We start from the raw sequence: 15,297 nt of genomic DNA on the forward strand, positions 1-15,297 counted from the left end.
TTTTTTACTAGAATACCTTGACACTTTTTCAGGGGTTAGCTATAATTTTCAAAGGACAGTCTTGTTTTTTGAGATTTTATTTCAATGACAAATACGGTTACTTTTTAAGCTCGGAGGGAGGGAATTTACATGTCAAAAACAGTCGTTCGCAAAAACGAATCACTTGACGATGCTCTTCGTCGCTTCAAACGTTCCGTGTCAAAAGCGGGTACTTTACAGGAATCTCGTAAACGTGAATTTTACGAAAAACCAAGTGTAAAGCGTAAGAAAAAATCTGAAGCAGCTAGAAAACGTAAAAAATTCTAATTTTCTACTGTTTTGAGAATTGGAGCTGGTAGTGTGACGCTACTAAGTACACTGAATGATGACATGAAAACAGCGATGAAAGCCAAAGACAAGGAAACGTTGCAGGTGATTCGCATGTTGAAAGCATCGATTCAAAACGAACAGATCAAAAAAGGTGCCGACTTGAACGAAGAGGAAGAATTGACTGTGTTGTCTCGTGAAATGAAACAACGTCGTGATTCTCTGACTGAATTTGAGAAAGCCGACCGTACCGATCTGGCTGAAAAAGTCAAAGGTGAAATTGCAATTGTTGAAAAATACTTGCCGGCACAACTTGATGAAGCGGAAATTCGCCAAATCGTTGCTGGTGCGATCGAAAAAACAGGAGCTTCTTCTCCGAAGGAATTCGGAAAAGTGATGGGCGCTGTGATGCCTCAAGTAAAAGGCAAAGCAGACGGCAACCAAGTCAATGCGATCGTCAAAGAATTATTAGGGCAAATGTAAGGACACGCCGTAAGCATCTTATTGGATGCTTACGGCTTTTTTGTTCTTTCTTAGTGAGTATTTTTAAGTAGAATCAATGATCGAAAAACAAACTTTTAATAAATTGCAAAGAACGCTGCCAAAACGCTTCTTGAAGCTTACAAGTAATTTTGCTTTTAGCGATTGTGTGGTATTATAAACTAGAATGCCTAAAAAAGGAGCTGTAACTTATTTGACAGAAGAGCGTATTTCTTTGGAAATCCAACTGACTCAAAATGATGATATTAGTTTGTTGTTGGGTTCCCATGACAAACATATCAAAGTCATCGAAGATGCTACACAAACAACGATTCATACCCGCGGAGAAATGATCCAAATCATTGGTGAAAAGACAGCCGCTGAAAAAGCCCAATCCGTGATCCATGCGTTGCAAGAGTTGATCAAACGAGGGATCAATATCAGTACGCCAGATGTTATTACGGCATTGAACATGGCAAATAAAGGAAACTTAGATTATTTCACAGATATGTATGAAGAAGAAATCATCAAAGATCGTAACGGTAAGCCGATCCGCGCAAAAAATGCCGGACAAAAGAAATATATTGAAGCCATCAGAACCCATGATGTCGTTTTTGGCGTTGGACCAGCAGGAACCGGAAAGACGTTTCTTGCCGTTGTCATGGCCATTGCGGCATTGAAGAAAGGACAAGTTCAAAAAATCATCTTGACGCGACCCGCTGTTGAAGCAGGTGAAAATCTTGGCTTTTTACCAGGTGATCTGAAAGAAAAAGTCGATCCCTATTTGCGTCCCGTTTATGATGCCCTTTATCAAATCTTTGGTATGGATCATACCAATCGTTTGATGGAACGCGGCGTGATCGAGATTGCTCCGCTAGCCTATATGAGGGGGCGGACTTTGGAAGATGCTTTTGTGATTCTTGATGAGGCACAGAATACCACTATTGCCCAAATGAAAATGTTTTTGACCCGCCTAGGATTTAATTCAAAAATGATCGTTAATGGCGATACAAGTCAAATTGATTTACCAAAAGGAACAACGAGCGGACTGATTCATGCGCAACGAGCGTTAGAAGCAATTCCTAAAATTGCGTTTGCGCACTTTGAAGCAGGAGATGTCGTTCGTCATCCAGTCGTTGCAGACATTATACGTGCCTATGAGGAATCCGATAGTAAAGAACAACGTTGATTGTCGGACAGGAGGGGTAAAATGATCATACAACCGTTACGGAATTTTCGAGAAAAATTAGGCCGCTTTTACCTGCCGCTGCTTATGGTGCTCTTTTTTGTTTTATCTATTGGGATCATGTTTTCCAGTGTAAAACAAAACAATGTCGACTATAGCGAGGGGCAGGTTGCGGAAGAAAATATCCGAGCCAACAAAACGATTGAAAACACAACTGCTACTGAACAAAAACGTACGCTAGCCGCTGAAGCCGTCTCGCCTGAATACACGTATCAAGACGATTTGGCACAAGTTCAACATGAACGGATCAATCATTTGTTTGAATTGATTGATACAGTCAACAAGACTGTCAATACGAAATATGAAGCTGCGGTCAAAGCTGCTGGTGAAAATGAAAATGTTCCTAAACCGGATACAGAAGAGTATATCGCCACTTTAAAAAAAGAATTTGAAAAAATGAGTGATGATGAACTTGATTTTTATCAAGCGCTGACCAATAATTTTTTGTCGACATTGTTTTCATTGAATAGTGATCAGCTGAACACGGTAAGAGATTATGCGCTGCAGCTTGTTGATGAACAAATGGCTAAACAGATCCGCCAATCTGAATTGAGTACTTTTCGATCAGAAGCCGAAGAAAAGATCCAGTTTTTGGATGTAACTTCTGAAATGGCAACAGCATTACGCTTTTTAGTCAATCAAGGGATCGTTGTCAACGATTTTCCTAATGAGAAACGAACGGAAGAAGCTCGGCAGGCTGCCAAAGACGCTGTTCAGCCTGTTATGATCTATCAAGGTGAGATCATTGTCCGGGAAGGCTCGCAGATTGATTCAAATGCATTAGAAAAATTGCAGCTTCTCGGTCTGACGAGTCAAACCTTCTCTGTATTTCCGTTGATTGCTTTAGTTTTTACTGCTGCTTTACAGATGCTCATGCTCTTTTATTACACACGGCAGACAAAAAACGAAGACAAACGGATGAATGCTGTGACCTTTTATGTCATTGCGATGATTTTTAGTATTTTATTGATGAAGTTTTTCCAACTATTTCAGTCTGAACTCATCGCGTTCATTCCGTTATTCTTTCCAGCTGCCTTTACCCCGCTGATCTTGAATATATTCTCAAGTCGGCGTTTGGGAATTTTAGCTGCGATGTTTCAAGTAATCAATGCGATTTTCATTTATTTTAATTCCAGCGGTACGAATATGCTGACTACTGTCTTGGTAACCTATTTGTTCTCTGGATTGATGGGAACGATGATCAGAAGGGAACGAATCGCCAGTCAAGGACGAACAGCCATTATGTGGGTCATCGTCTTTCCGTTCTTATTAAGTGTCATGTTAGTGATTTTCCAAGGGATGGATTTCGCGAGAGGCAATACCTGGACGACGATCATTTGTGCCTTAGCGGGTTCATTACTTAGCTATCTACTAACGATTGGTTTGCATCAATACATTGAGTTATTGGTCTCAGACAATAGCATGATCGTTCTGAACGAACTAAGTAATCCAAATCACCCGTTACTTAAACAATTACTGGAAGAAGCACCAGGAACCTATCATCATAGTATGATGGTCGCCAATTTGAGTGCTAATGCTGTAGCAGAGATCGGCGGACAAAGTTTACTGACACGGGTCGCTTGTTACTATCATGATATTGGTAAATTAAAGCATGCGAATTTCTTTGTTGAGAATTTACCCGCAGGGGCTGAAAATCCCCATAACTTTTTGCTTCCGGAAGACAGCAAGCAGATCATTTTCGGACATGTGATCGATGGAGCGGTTCTTTTAGAAAATGAGAAAATGCCTCAGATGGTGGTGGATATTTGTCGCCAGCACCATGGAACAACCTTGATGCGTTATTTCTATGTCAAAGCGAAAGAACGTAATCCAGAAGTGACAGAAGCCGATTTTCGCTATCCTGGACCAAAACCACAAACAAGAGAAGCAGGGGTCGTTAGTATCGCGGATAGTTGTGAAGCTGCTGTGCGGGCAATGGATAATCCCACAGATCAGAAAATCAAGGAATTTGTTTCGAATTTGATCAATGATCGGATTCTTGATGGACAATTAGATGAGTCCGGACTGACATTGCATGAAATTCGTATCATTGAAAAGTCCTTAGTCAATGGATTGTGTAGTACATTCCATTCACGGATCAAATATCCGAAAATGAAGTCCGAAGCGGAAAAAATGAAAGAAGAACAAGAAAGAAGAGATCGGTAATGGAGATTGCTTTTTTAGATGAAACAAATACAGTGAGTCAAGAGAAAATCAATGAAATTGATGAACTGCTGCAGTATGCGGCAGACTATTTGAAGCTGCCTGAGGATACGGAAATGTCTGTCACCTTCATGGACAATGCCGCTATCCAAGTCATCAATCGGGACTATCGTGATAAAGATCAACCGACGGATGTCATCAGTTTTGCTTTGGAAGAAGAAACGGAAGAAGAGTTGCCGATCATCTTTGATGATGAAATGCCAGCTATGCCGAGAAATCTTGGGGATATCATGATTTCAGTCGAGCGGGCAAAAGAGCAAGCTAGTGAGTATGGACACAGCTATGATCGGGAATTGGGCTTTTTAGCGCTGCATGGATTTTTGCATATCAATGGTTATGATCATATGACACCAGAAGATGAGAAAGAAATGTTCGGTCTGCAAAAGGAAATATTGGATGCCTATGGACTCAAAAGATAAGAATACAGAAAAAAACAAACAATTTATCACATCCATTGAATTTGCCTTTACAGGAATCAAGACCGTCTTTGACGAAGAGCGCAATATGCGCAAACATGTCTTGTTAGGCATCGTTGCAATCATTGTGGGATTTGTCTTTAGATTAAATCAAATGGAATGGCTCTGGTTGTTGTTGTCGGTATTTTTGGTTTGGATCGTGGAAATCGTCAACACAGTCTTTGAAAATGTCGTTGATATGTTTACCGATTTTCACTTCCATCCCATTGGCAAAAAAATCAAAGACATGGCGGCAGGAGCAGTCCTGATGACAGCATTCTTTGCATTGATCGTTGCGGCAATCATTTTTATACCAAAAATTTTAGCGTTCTTTTAGAAAGATAATACACAGAGGAGATCACCTATGACAACACATAAATCAGGCTTTGCTGCCATTGTTGGCCGGCCCAACGTTGGTAAATCCACATTACTTAATCGCGTAGTAGGTCAAAAAATCGCTATCATGAGCGACAAAGCACAAACGACCCGAAATAAAATCCAAGGGGTTTACACAACACCAGATGCACAAATCGTTTTTATCGATACACCTGGAATCCATAAGCCAAAACATCGCTTAGGAGATTTCATGGTGGAAACTGCTTATAGTGCACTTCGTGAAGTCGATGTGACCTTATTTATGATCAGTGCCGATCAAAAACGGGGGAAGGGCGATGACTTCATTATCGAGCGGCTGCGGAAAAACGAGACGCCGGTCTTTCTAGTCATCAATAAAATCGATAAAGTACATCCAGACGAACTTTTAGCTATTATCGAAGATTATGCGGCTCAAATGACGTTTGCGGAGATCGTGCCGATTTCGGCAACGGAAGGAAATAATTTTGAGACATTGATGAGATTAGTCATTGATCAAATGCCGGAAGGTCCCCAATATTTTCCTGAGGATCAAATCACAGACCATCCAGAATATTTCATCGTTTCGGAATTAGTGCGGGAAAAAGTGCTGTTACTGACTAGAGACGAAGTGCCTCACTCAGTCGCTGTGGTGGTTGACTCGATGAAACGGGATGAAAATGATAAAATTCATATTCAAGCAACGATCGTCGTTGAACGGGATAGCCAAAAAGGAATCATTATTGGGAAAGGCGGCAAAATGCTGAAACAAATCGGAACAAAAGCACGATTAGATATCGAGCATTTGTTAGACGATAAAGTTTACTTGGAATTATGGGTCAAAGTTCAAAAAGACTGGCGAGACAAACAAACCTTCCTGACAGACTACGGTTATCGGAACGATGATTACTGATCTTCTCTAAACAAGATCAGCTAAGAAGTTTGATGAGAGAAAAGACAAAGAAAGCTGGAGCAAGCGAAGGGGATTGAGCTGCTTCAGCTTTCTGGTTTAGAAAGGAGCGTTGTTCATGAATTTAGTTGAAACAAAAGGGATCTTGTTATTTACTAGGGACCATAAAGAAAATGATAAACTGGTCAAAATATTCACTGAATCGGCTGGAAAGCAAATGTTCTATGTAAAAGGTGCCCACCGCAAGAATAATCCTTTAACGCCAGCTTTGCTTTCGTACACTGAAGCGACCTATATTGGAAATATTCGTTCTGAGGGCTTGTCATTCTTGAATAATGCCAAAGATATCCATTCTTTTCGCAAAATCCAAGGTGATATTTTTCTTGCAGGCTATGCTACGTATCTATTGAATCTGGCTGACTCTGCGATCGATGACCGCGTGTACGATCCAAATCTCTATCATTTCTTACATGAAGCTTTGCAGTTGATGGATACTGATAATGATGCAGAGATCATCACTAATATTTTTGAGATTCAGTTGCTGCAGCGTTTTGGGGTCTCACCGATATGGACCCACTGTGCGGTCTGCGGACAAACAGAAGGCCGCTTTGATTACTCCTCGAAATACAATGGCGTCATATGCGAAAAGCATTGGGCCTTAGATGACCATCGTTATCACGGTGATCCAAGGGCAATCCATTTTATTCGTTTGTTTGCACAAATCTCTTATGAACAAATCGCATCGATCAAGTTAAAACCAGAAACGAAGCAAGCCATTCGTCAGGTAATTGATTTATTGTATGATGAATATGTTGGCTTACATTTGAAAAGCAAAAAATTTATTGATCAAATGGGACAGTGGCAAGATATCCTGAAACCCAAAGATCAACGATAAAGTTGGCGAAACTTCTTTGGAGTAGCGCCAACTTTTTTTTTGAAAAGAGCAGTGAAATGACTTGCATCTGGGATTCCTACCAAGAAAGCGACATCTTGGATATCCAGATGAGGCTCGCCTACCAATAATTCTTTGGCACGATTCAGGCGATAATTCAGCAAAAATTGGGAGGTTGACTGCCCCAAAAAGCGCTGAAAGAGACGCGACAAATACTGCGGAGTTACAAAAATTTTTTCCGCAAGTTCAGCGACGGTCAATGGATGAGCATAATTGGTTTCGATTTCTAGTAGTACAGGCGCAATGTAGCGTTGGTACAAATGATGCTTTTCATTTGCGTCAGCATTTTGTTGTTGGATCAATGCCAAAAGAAAGTGATAGCAACTGCTGGAAGAGCGCAATGGGTCTAATATTTTTTCTTGATCGTCGCTGATTCGTTGATTGATCCACTCACTGTAAGAAAATAAAGGGCTATCTTGCCCCATCAAGTAGCGCTTTCCGCCAAAAGGTTTCAACAGTTCCTGTACTAAATCTCCTTGCAGCGTAACAAAGTTTGTCTGCCAGTCTCTATGAGGATGGTAACGATGAGGGATGAATGGCAAAATCAAAATGCCAGCCCCAGGAGTTAACACAAAGGATTGATCGTTAAAAAGGACGGTCCCTTGGCCAGCGGTAGTTTGCAACCAGTGATAATATGGATAACCAGTGGGGCGAACCACTTCATCTTGTGCCCAATGATTCCCAATGCTCTCGATACTGACAGGGAGCCGAGGGTTGTTCTGATAGAAATAGATAGACATTGAATTCTCCTTGTTTCGAAATATTATAGAATCATGACAATCCTATTATACTACAACTTTTTGAAAAGCCTTACAATAATAATTATCAATGAGAAAAAGGAGCGTCAAACATGAAAAAAGTTTTTGAACGGTTTTTATTCGGTGGCGATTATAACCCTAATCAGTGGCCGCAAGAAATCTGGCAAGAAGATATGCGAATTTTTAGAAATGCACACATCAATAGTGCGACTATCAATGTCTTTTCTTGGGCAAAAATCCAACCTTCAGAGCACAATTATTACTTTAATGAGTTGGATGAGATGATTGATATGTTGAGTGAAGAAGGCTACGACATTGTATTAGCGACTTCAACAGCGGCGTTGCCAGCATGGATGTTCAAGCGCTATCCAGAAGTGGCTCGAACTGACTATGAAGGGCGGCACCATAAATTTGGACAGCGGCACAATGCGTGTCCTAACAGCTTAGTCTACCAAAAATATGCACAACGATTAGCTGGGAAATTGGCACAACGCTATGGTGGTAACCCGCAAGTCACTTGTTGGCATATCAATAATGAATATGGAGGTGAGTGTTATTGCGAAAACTGTGAGAAAGCTTTTCGGGTCTGGCTAAAAGATAAGTATCAAACCCTTGAGGCATTGAATAAAGCGTGGAATCTGGAATTTTGGGGGCATACTGTTTATGAATGGGACGAAATCGTTCTGCCGAATGCTCTTTCTGAAGGAATCGGTCATGACAAAACCGCATTTGCAGGAATTTCTATCGATTATCGTCGTTTCAATTCTGACAGTCTTTTAGAAAACTTTAAGTTAGAACGGGACGCTATTCGTCAATTCGATAGTCAAACACCGATTACCACGAATTTGATGGGAACTTTTAAAGGACTCGATTACTTCAAATGGGCAAAAGAAATGGATATTGTTTCTTGGGACAACTATCCTTCGTATAATACACCATGGAGTTTCGTTGCAATGACTCATGATTTGATGCGGGGATTGAAGCAAGCGCCGTTTATGTTGATGGAACAAACACCATCCCAACAAAACTGGCAACCATATAATTCATTGAAAAAACCTGGCCAAATGCGCGCGCAAAGCTATCAGACGATCGCTCATGGAGCAGATACAATCCAGTTTTTCCAACTTCGCCGCTCCATTGGTGCTTGTGAGAAGTTTCATGGTGCGGTGATAGAACATGTTGGGCATGAGAACACCCGTGTATTTAAAGAAACTGCAGCATTAGGAGAAGAATTGAGCCGACTGAACGAAGTTTTGGGTAGTGAAACAAAGGCTGAAGTTGGTATTCTATTTGATTGGGATAATTATTGGGCATTGGAATATACGAGCGGACCAACAGTTGATTTGACTTATGTGCAACAAATCCATCAATATTATCGTTACTTTTATGAAAAGAATATCGCAACAGATTTGGTGTCAGTTGATGCAGATTTCAGCAAGTACCAAGTGCTGGTAGCACCGGTTTTGTACATGGTAAAAGCAGGTGTGAAAGAAGCTCTTGAATCCTTTGTGGAACAAGGAGGCACCTTGATCACAACGTATATGAGTGGCATTGTTGACCAGTCAGACAATGTCCATCTAGGCGGCTACCCTGGGCCTTTAAGAGAGCTAGCAGGAATCTGGATAGAAGAGATTGATGCATTAGCACCAGAGCAGACGAACGTTATCCAATTAAAGGGGGGAAGACAGGGAGAAAGTAACTTAGTCAGTGAGATCATCCATTTGGAGACCGCTGAATCTGTAGCGGACTATACGAGTAACTTCTATGCCGGTTCACCAGCAGTGACCAAAAATCGATTTGGTCAAGGTGTCGTTTATTATATTGGGACTCAACTTGAAAAAGATCTTTTAGATACGATCTTGGATGAGGCAACCAATAGCGCAAATCTAACTGCTGTGATTGAAGGAGAAACAAATCTAGAAATCAGCTGTCGTCGTACGGAAGAAGTGGTTTACTATTTTATCATCAATTTTCAGAAGCAAGCGCAAAAGGTGCCGGCACAATTTGTAGGAAAGAAGGACCTACTGTCCGGTAAGCATTTGACTGAAGACTCCGTTGCAAATCAATACAGTGTATATGTAATCAAGGAAGGAAGAAGCGAATGACTGCTTTTGTAATCAAAGACGAATTTTATTTAAATGATCAGCCCATGAAAATTATTTCTGGCTCGATACACTATTTTCGAGTTGTGCCTGCATATTGGCGGGATCGCTTAGAAAAATTACGTTTGATGGGTTGTAATACAGTCGAAACGTATGTGCCTTGGAATATGCATGAACCGCAGGAAGGAAAGTTTGACTTTAGCGATAATCTTGATTTGCGGCGCTTTATTCAGCTTGCACAGGAGGTAGGGCTGTATGTGATCCTTCGTCCAGCACCTTATATTTGTGCGGAATGGGAATTCGGGGGCCTTCCTTATTGGCTGTTAAAAGATCCCTTCATGAAGATTCGCTTTGACTATCCACCGTTTATGGAAAAGATCGCTCGATACTTTACACAGCTTTTTTCTCAAGTGAGTGATTTACAGATCACTCAAGAAGGACCAATTTTGATGATGCAAGTTGAAAATGAATATGGCAGTTATGGAAATGACAAAAGTTATTTGCGAAAGTCTGCTGAACTAATGCGTCACAATGGCATTGACGTGCCCTTATTTACGTCAGATGGTCCTTGGCTGGATATGTTAGAGAACGGTTCGATCAAGGACATCGCACTGCCAACCATCAACTGTGGATCAGACATTCAGGAGAATTTTAGAAAACTTCAAGAATTCCATGGGAAGAAGCAGCCATTGATGGTCATGGAATTTTGGATAGGCTGGTTTGATGCATGGGGAGATGACAAGCACCATACCACATCGGTAACCGACGCTGCTAATGAATTGCGGGACTGCTTAGAAGCTGGCTCCGTCAATATTTATATGTTCCATGGTGGCACGAACTTCGGCTTTATGAATGGTGCCAACTATTATGAGAAATTATCACCAGACGTTACTAGCTATGACTATGATGCGTTGTTATCGGAATGGGGCGATGTGACACCTAAGTATGAAGCATTTCAACAAGTCATAGGTGAAATTACCGAAATCCCATCCTTTCCTTTGACTACAAAAATCACCAAACGGGCTTATGGTAGCTGGAAAGTTAGTCAGCGAGTTTCTCTCTTTGAGACACTAGCTAGCATCAGTCAACCAGTCAAGCACAATTATCCTTTAACGATGGAACTGTTAGATCAAGCTACTGGCTATGTCTATTATCGTTCGCAAATTGGCAAATCGCGTGTGATCGAAGACTATCGACTGATCCATTGTCAGGATCGAGCCCATACGTTTATTAATAATCAGCTGCAATTTATTCAATATGATCAGGAAATCGGACAAAAGAAGACTCTCACACTGACGGAGGAGTCAAATGAGTTAGGGATCTTGGTTGAGAACATGGGACGGGTCAATTACTCCGTCCAAATGAATCATCAATACAAAGGTATCAAAGACGGAGTGATCGTCAACGGTGCGTTTCAAAGTGAATGGGAAATATACAGTCTACCGATGGATAATCTTGATCAAGTAGATTTTTCCGGTCACTGGCAAACGGGACAACCGAGTTTCTCCAAAGTGAGCTTTCAAGTGGATGAATGCGCAGATACATTTGTAGAACTGCCGGGCTGGGACAAAGGATTTATTGTGATCAATGGGCATAATATTGGTCGTTTCTGGGAGAGAGGACCGCAAAGACGGTTATATATTCCAGCTCCTTATTTACGAGAAGGAAACAACGAGGCTGTGATTTTTGAAAGTGACGGTCGGGTATCAGATATGATCATCTTTCACGATCAGCCGGACTTAGGCCCTAATTAATTGCTTTTATATTTTTTGATTGACAAAGTCCCTATACAGCTACTATGATAAGGATAATCAAATAAATACGTTGATCGGAAAAAAGAAAGAAGCCAGAGTCATCCAGCGAGCTTGGGATAGTGAAAGCCAAGTTGAATCCTTTTTTCGCAGGCATCCGGGAGTATGACTCAATGAAGCTGCCGAGTAATCGGAAGTAGGGTGGAACCGCGAGAATATCGTCCCTATATCTATGCGCAAGTATAGGTATAGGGATTTTTTGGTGTGGTTCACCATTGCTCGAATCACTGTGATCGACCTGTAAAACAGGACATACAAGTCCTTGTTAGCGAACCCTGCTGGTAGAAGTGACTGCAGGAGTAACACAGAAGAGACGAGCAGATGTGAAACAGTAGGCTCGCAGGGAGAACGTAGTACCTGTGTCCTATTTCATGAAAAACTCAACCTTTGCGGTAGAATCAATGACTTAGAAAAGGAGGGGACTCTCATGCCATTTGATATGACGATTGCTGCATCAGAATTCAAAGAAAAAAAATTAAAAGTGTTAGCAAGTATTCCATTGCAAATCTTAGTCAAGCAAGATGATCAACTAGTCAAAGAGTTAACAACAAAACCGGACCAAATGTTGTATGATTTGTCAGATGTTTTGACGGATGACCATGTTGTTGAAGTAAAATTGATTCCAGGTCATGTTGTTGAATTTTATCCAGTAGTCAATGCGTTGTAAGAAAGGAAGAAAATAATGAGTAAATTAACCGTTCAAGAAATGATCTTGACTTTACAGAAGTTCTGGTCTGATAACGGCTGTATGCTAATGCAGGCGTATGATACCGAAAAAGGAGCAGGAACCATGAGTCCGTATACTTTTTTACGTGCAATTGGACCGGAGCCTTGGAACGCCGCCTATGTGGAGCCGTCTCGCCGACCGGCTGACGGCCGTTATGGAGAAAATCCCAACCGTTTGTATCAGCACCATCAATTTCAAGTGGTGATGAAGCCCTCTCCAGAAAATATTCAAGAATTATACCTTGAAAGTCTGCGTTTGCTAGGGATCGATCCGCTAGAACATGATATTCGCTTTGTAGAAGACAACTGGGAAAATCCTTCTATGGGTTGTGCTGGTCTGGGTTGGGAAGTTTGGCTAGACGGCATGGAGATCACTCAGTTTACTTACTTCCAACAAGTTGGAGGATTGGCCTGCAAACCCGTTACTTCAGAGATCACCTATGGACTAGAACGTTTAGCATCTTATATCCAAGAAGTTGAAAGTGTCTATGATCTGGAATGGTCGACAGGGGTCAAATACGGCGAGATTTTCCGTCAGCCTGAATTTGAACATTCAAAATATTCCTTTGAAGTCAGCGATCAAGAGTTATTGTTAAGCAATTTTGGCCGCTTTGAGGCAGAGGCAAAACGCTGTATCGATGAAAACCTCGTTCATCCTGCATATGACTATATTTTGAAATGCAGTCATACATTTAACCTGTTAGACGCTCGAGGAGCTGTTTCGGTAACTGAACGTGCTGGATATTTGGCTCGTATCCGTAATTTAGCACGACAAGTTGCCAAGTTATTTGTCGCTGAACGGGAAAAACTAGGTTATCCATTATTAGCACCAGAAGAAGCGGAAAAATTGATTGCGGGAGGGAAATAAAATGGCACAAAACCTATTATTAGAAATCGGTTTAGAAGAAATGCCAGCACATGTTGTCACGCCAAGCATGAAACAGCTACAACAAAAAACGGCGGAGTTTTTGACAGCTCATGCACTGCAATTCAGTTCGATCGAAGCTTATTCTACACCTCGACGTTTAGCTGTATATGTGACTGGGATTCCGGAAAGTCAAGCTGATACGCAAGAAGAAGTGAAAGGACCTGCCAAAAAAATTGCAATCGATGCCGATGGCAATTGGTCAAAAGCAGCCCAAGGGTTCGTTCGTGGACAAGGATTGACCACAGATGCAATTACCTTCAAAGAATTAAATGGTGTGGAGTATGTCTATGTCACCAAGCATATTCAAGGTAAACCAGCGCTTGAAGTTTTAACTGGTTTGAAAGAGGTCATTACTAGTTTGGTGTTCCCAGTAACAATGCACTGGGCAAATTTCGATTTTGAGTATATCCGGCCAATCCACTGGATCGTAGCATTGTTTGGCGCTGAAGTCGTACCATTTACAGTCCTTGACGTAGTAACAGATCGGAAATCCCGTGGCCATCGTTTCCTTGGAGAAGAAGTCACCTTTGAAACTGCCGATGACTATTTGAGTCAAATGGAACGCCAATTCGTGATCGCTGATCCATCCAAAAGACAGCAATTGATCGTAGACCAAATTGACGCAATTGCTAAAGAAAACAACTGGCGGATCGATCTTGATGAAGATCTTTTAGAAGAAGTGAACAACTTGGTAGAATATCCGACTGCTTTTGTCGGTGACTTTGATGAAAAATATCTTTCAGTTCCAGAAGAAGTCTTAGTCACTTCGATGAAAGAACATCAGCGGTATTTTGATGTGCGCACCCCAGAAGGTGTTTTGTTGTCCCATTTCATTTCAGCAAGAAACGGCGATCGGGTAAAAATCGATAATGTAGTCAAAGGAAATCAGAAAGTATTGACAGCGCGTCTAGAAGACGCGGAATTCTTTTACAATGAGGATAAGAAACTTACCATCGATCAATGTGTGGAGAAACTAAAACAAGTCACTTTCCACGAAAAAATCGGTAGCTTATATGAAAAAATACAACGGGTAGCTGTTATTGCTCAAATCATTGGAGAAACCGTCGAATTGTCTGAAGATGAAAGAACAGAATTGAAACGTGCATCAGAAATCTATAAGTTTGATTTAGTAACGAATATGGTCGGTGAGTTTCCGGAATTACAAGGAGTCATGGGTGAAAAGTATGCTCTCTTGCAAGGAGAAACACCGCAAGTGGCACAAGCGATCCGTGAACATTATATGCCTGTCTCTGCTGAAGGTGCGTTACCTGAATCAAGCGTTGGAGCAATTTTAGCAATTGCTGATAAGTTAGACAGTTTACTGTCATTCTTTGCAGTGGGCATGATTCCAAGCGGATCGAACGATCCATACGCATTGCGCCGACAAACTTATGGCATCATTCGGATTATTGCTGAGAAACGTTGGTACTTCCCGTTAGCCCGTTTACAGGAAAAAATCCGCACAGCAATCAATGAACAGCCATCAGTCTATGGCATTCAATTGAACGAAGGACAAGAGCAAGTCATTGATTTTGTTGACGGACGTCTGCGTCAATTCTTAGCAACGAAAAACATTCGTCATGATGTGATCGAAGCAGTGATCAACTCTCGTCAAGGCGATATCAGTCTTTTGTTTGAAGCTGCTCAAATGTTGAGAGCACATTTGAATGATTCTGATTTCAAACCTTCGATGGAAGCTTTGACAAGGGTCATTAATCTTGCGAAAAAGGCAGATCTTGAACACAAACAAATCAATCCTGAATTGTTTGAGAACGAATCAGAAAATACGCTTTATGAGGCAGTGGTCGCCATTGAAGATAAGTTCCCGCAACAAACGATGGAACAAAACTATCAAAGCCTAGTTTCATTGAGACCATTAATCGAAGCTTATTTTGATCAGACAATGGTCATGGTAGATGACGAGGCAATACGTCGCAATCGTTTTGCATTATTGGATAAGATCGCCAAAATGAGTTTGGCAGTAGCCAGCCTTGATGCTTTAGTCACAAAATAAGATTTGATCCAGCTAGTGTCCAACAATGTGTGTTT

General features: G+C 41.3%; 14 protein-coding genes. 13 read left to right on the forward strand and 1 reads right to left on the reverse strand.

Annotated elements, in window-relative coordinates:
* Positions 1 to 129 precede the first annotated feature (129 nt).
* The 8 genes from rpsU (at position 130) to recO (ending at position 6,866) form a co-directional block, all read left to right on the forward strand.
* Positions 130 to 306, forward strand: a complete 177-nt coding sequence (gene rpsU, locus AB5Z52_RS01600) for a 30S ribosomal protein S21 (protein ID WP_002356740.1) — start codon at positions 130 to 132, stop codon at positions 304 to 306.
* Between the two features lie 33 nt (positions 307 to 339).
* The gene (locus AB5Z52_RS01605) at positions 340 to 789 is read left to right on the forward strand and encodes a GatB/YqeY domain-containing protein (protein ID WP_003126298.1); all 450 of its coding nucleotides are present in this window, start codon (positions 340 to 342) and stop codon (positions 787 to 789) included.
* Positions 790 to 1,000: 211 nt separating this feature from the next.
* Positions 1,001 to 1,975, forward strand: a complete 975-nt coding sequence (locus AB5Z52_RS01610; protein WP_003126299.1) for a PhoH family protein — start codon at positions 1,001 to 1,003, stop codon at positions 1,973 to 1,975.
* A 21-nt stretch (positions 1,976 to 1,996) separates the two neighbouring features.
* A complete protein-coding gene (locus AB5Z52_RS01615) occupies positions 1,997 to 4,198 on the forward strand; it encodes an HD family phosphohydrolase (RefSeq protein ID WP_005471208.1) in 2,202 nt (733 codons plus the stop codon).
* Positions 4,198 to 4,674 (forward strand): rRNA maturation RNase YbeY, encoded by a 477-nt coding sequence (gene ybeY, locus AB5Z52_RS01620; RefSeq protein WP_003126301.1) that lies wholly within the window; start codon positions 4,198 to 4,200, stop codon positions 4,672 to 4,674. The genes AB5Z52_RS01615 and ybeY overlap by 1 nt, the downstream gene beginning before the upstream one ends.
* Positions 4,658 to 5,047, forward strand: a complete 390-nt coding sequence (locus tag AB5Z52_RS01625; protein WP_288551484.1) for a diacylglycerol kinase family protein — start codon at positions 4,658 to 4,660, stop codon at positions 5,045 to 5,047. Before ybeY ends, AB5Z52_RS01625 begins: the two co-directional genes overlap by 17 nt.
* Positions 5,048 to 5,074: 27 nt before the next feature.
* Positions 5,075 to 5,974 carry a GTPase Era gene (gene era / locus AB5Z52_RS01630; RefSeq protein WP_003126304.1) on the forward strand — a complete coding sequence of 300 codons (900 nt, stop codon included), beginning with the start codon at positions 5,075 to 5,077 and terminating at the stop codon, positions 5,972 to 5,974.
* 115 nt (positions 5,975 to 6,089) lie between these two features.
* Positions 6,090 to 6,866, forward strand: coding sequence for a DNA repair protein RecO (recO, locus tag AB5Z52_RS01635; protein ID WP_041119729.1), 777 nt, complete (start codon positions 6,090 to 6,092; stop codon positions 6,864 to 6,866).
* Here recO and AB5Z52_RS01640 read toward each other — a convergent pair.
* On the reverse strand, positions 6,857 to 7,663 hold the full coding sequence (locus tag AB5Z52_RS01640; protein WP_003126306.1) for an AraC family transcriptional regulator: 807 nt from the start codon (positions 7,661 to 7,663) through the stop codon (positions 6,857 to 6,859). The genes recO and AB5Z52_RS01640 overlap by 10 nt on opposite strands.
* A gap of 110 nt (positions 7,664 to 7,773) precedes the next feature.
* Between AB5Z52_RS01640 and AB5Z52_RS01645 the strand changes: the two genes are divergently transcribed.
* From AB5Z52_RS01645 to glyS, 5 genes are all read left to right on the forward strand, one after another.
* Positions 7,774 to 9,786 (forward strand): beta-galactosidase, encoded by a 2,013-nt coding sequence (locus AB5Z52_RS01645; protein WP_137264521.1) that lies wholly within the window; start codon positions 7,774 to 7,776, stop codon positions 9,784 to 9,786.
* The gene (locus AB5Z52_RS01650; RefSeq protein WP_288551482.1) at positions 9,783 to 11,537 is read left to right on the forward strand and encodes a beta-galactosidase family protein; all 1,755 of its coding nucleotides are present in this window, start codon (positions 9,783 to 9,785) and stop codon (positions 11,535 to 11,537) included. The genes AB5Z52_RS01645 and AB5Z52_RS01650 overlap by 4 nt, the downstream gene beginning before the upstream one ends.
* A gap of 484 nt (positions 11,538 to 12,021) precedes the next feature.
* Entirely contained in the window at positions 12,022 to 12,261 is a 240-nt protein-coding gene (locus tag AB5Z52_RS01655) for a hypothetical protein (protein WP_003126309.1), read from the forward strand.
* A gap of 12 nt (positions 12,262 to 12,273) precedes the next feature.
* Complete coding sequence (gene glyQ, locus AB5Z52_RS01660) at positions 12,274 to 13,188, forward strand: glycine--tRNA ligase subunit alpha (RefSeq protein WP_147587160.1); 915 nt, start codon at positions 12,274 to 12,276, stop codon at positions 13,186 to 13,188.
* 1 nt (position 13,189) lies between these two features.
* Positions 13,190 to 15,262, forward strand: coding sequence for a glycine--tRNA ligase subunit beta (gene glyS / locus AB5Z52_RS01665; protein ID WP_368243221.1), 2,073 nt, complete (start codon positions 13,190 to 13,192; stop codon positions 15,260 to 15,262).
* Positions 15,263 to 15,297 lie beyond the last annotated feature (35 nt).

Origin of the sequence: Enterococcus sp. RTP21361st1_A6_RTP21361_211029 (genome assembly GCF_040910045.1) — a bacterium.
In the GTDB taxonomy this organism is placed as follows: domain Bacteria; phylum Bacillota; class Bacilli; order Lactobacillales; family Enterococcaceae; genus Enterococcus_D; species Enterococcus_D gallinarum.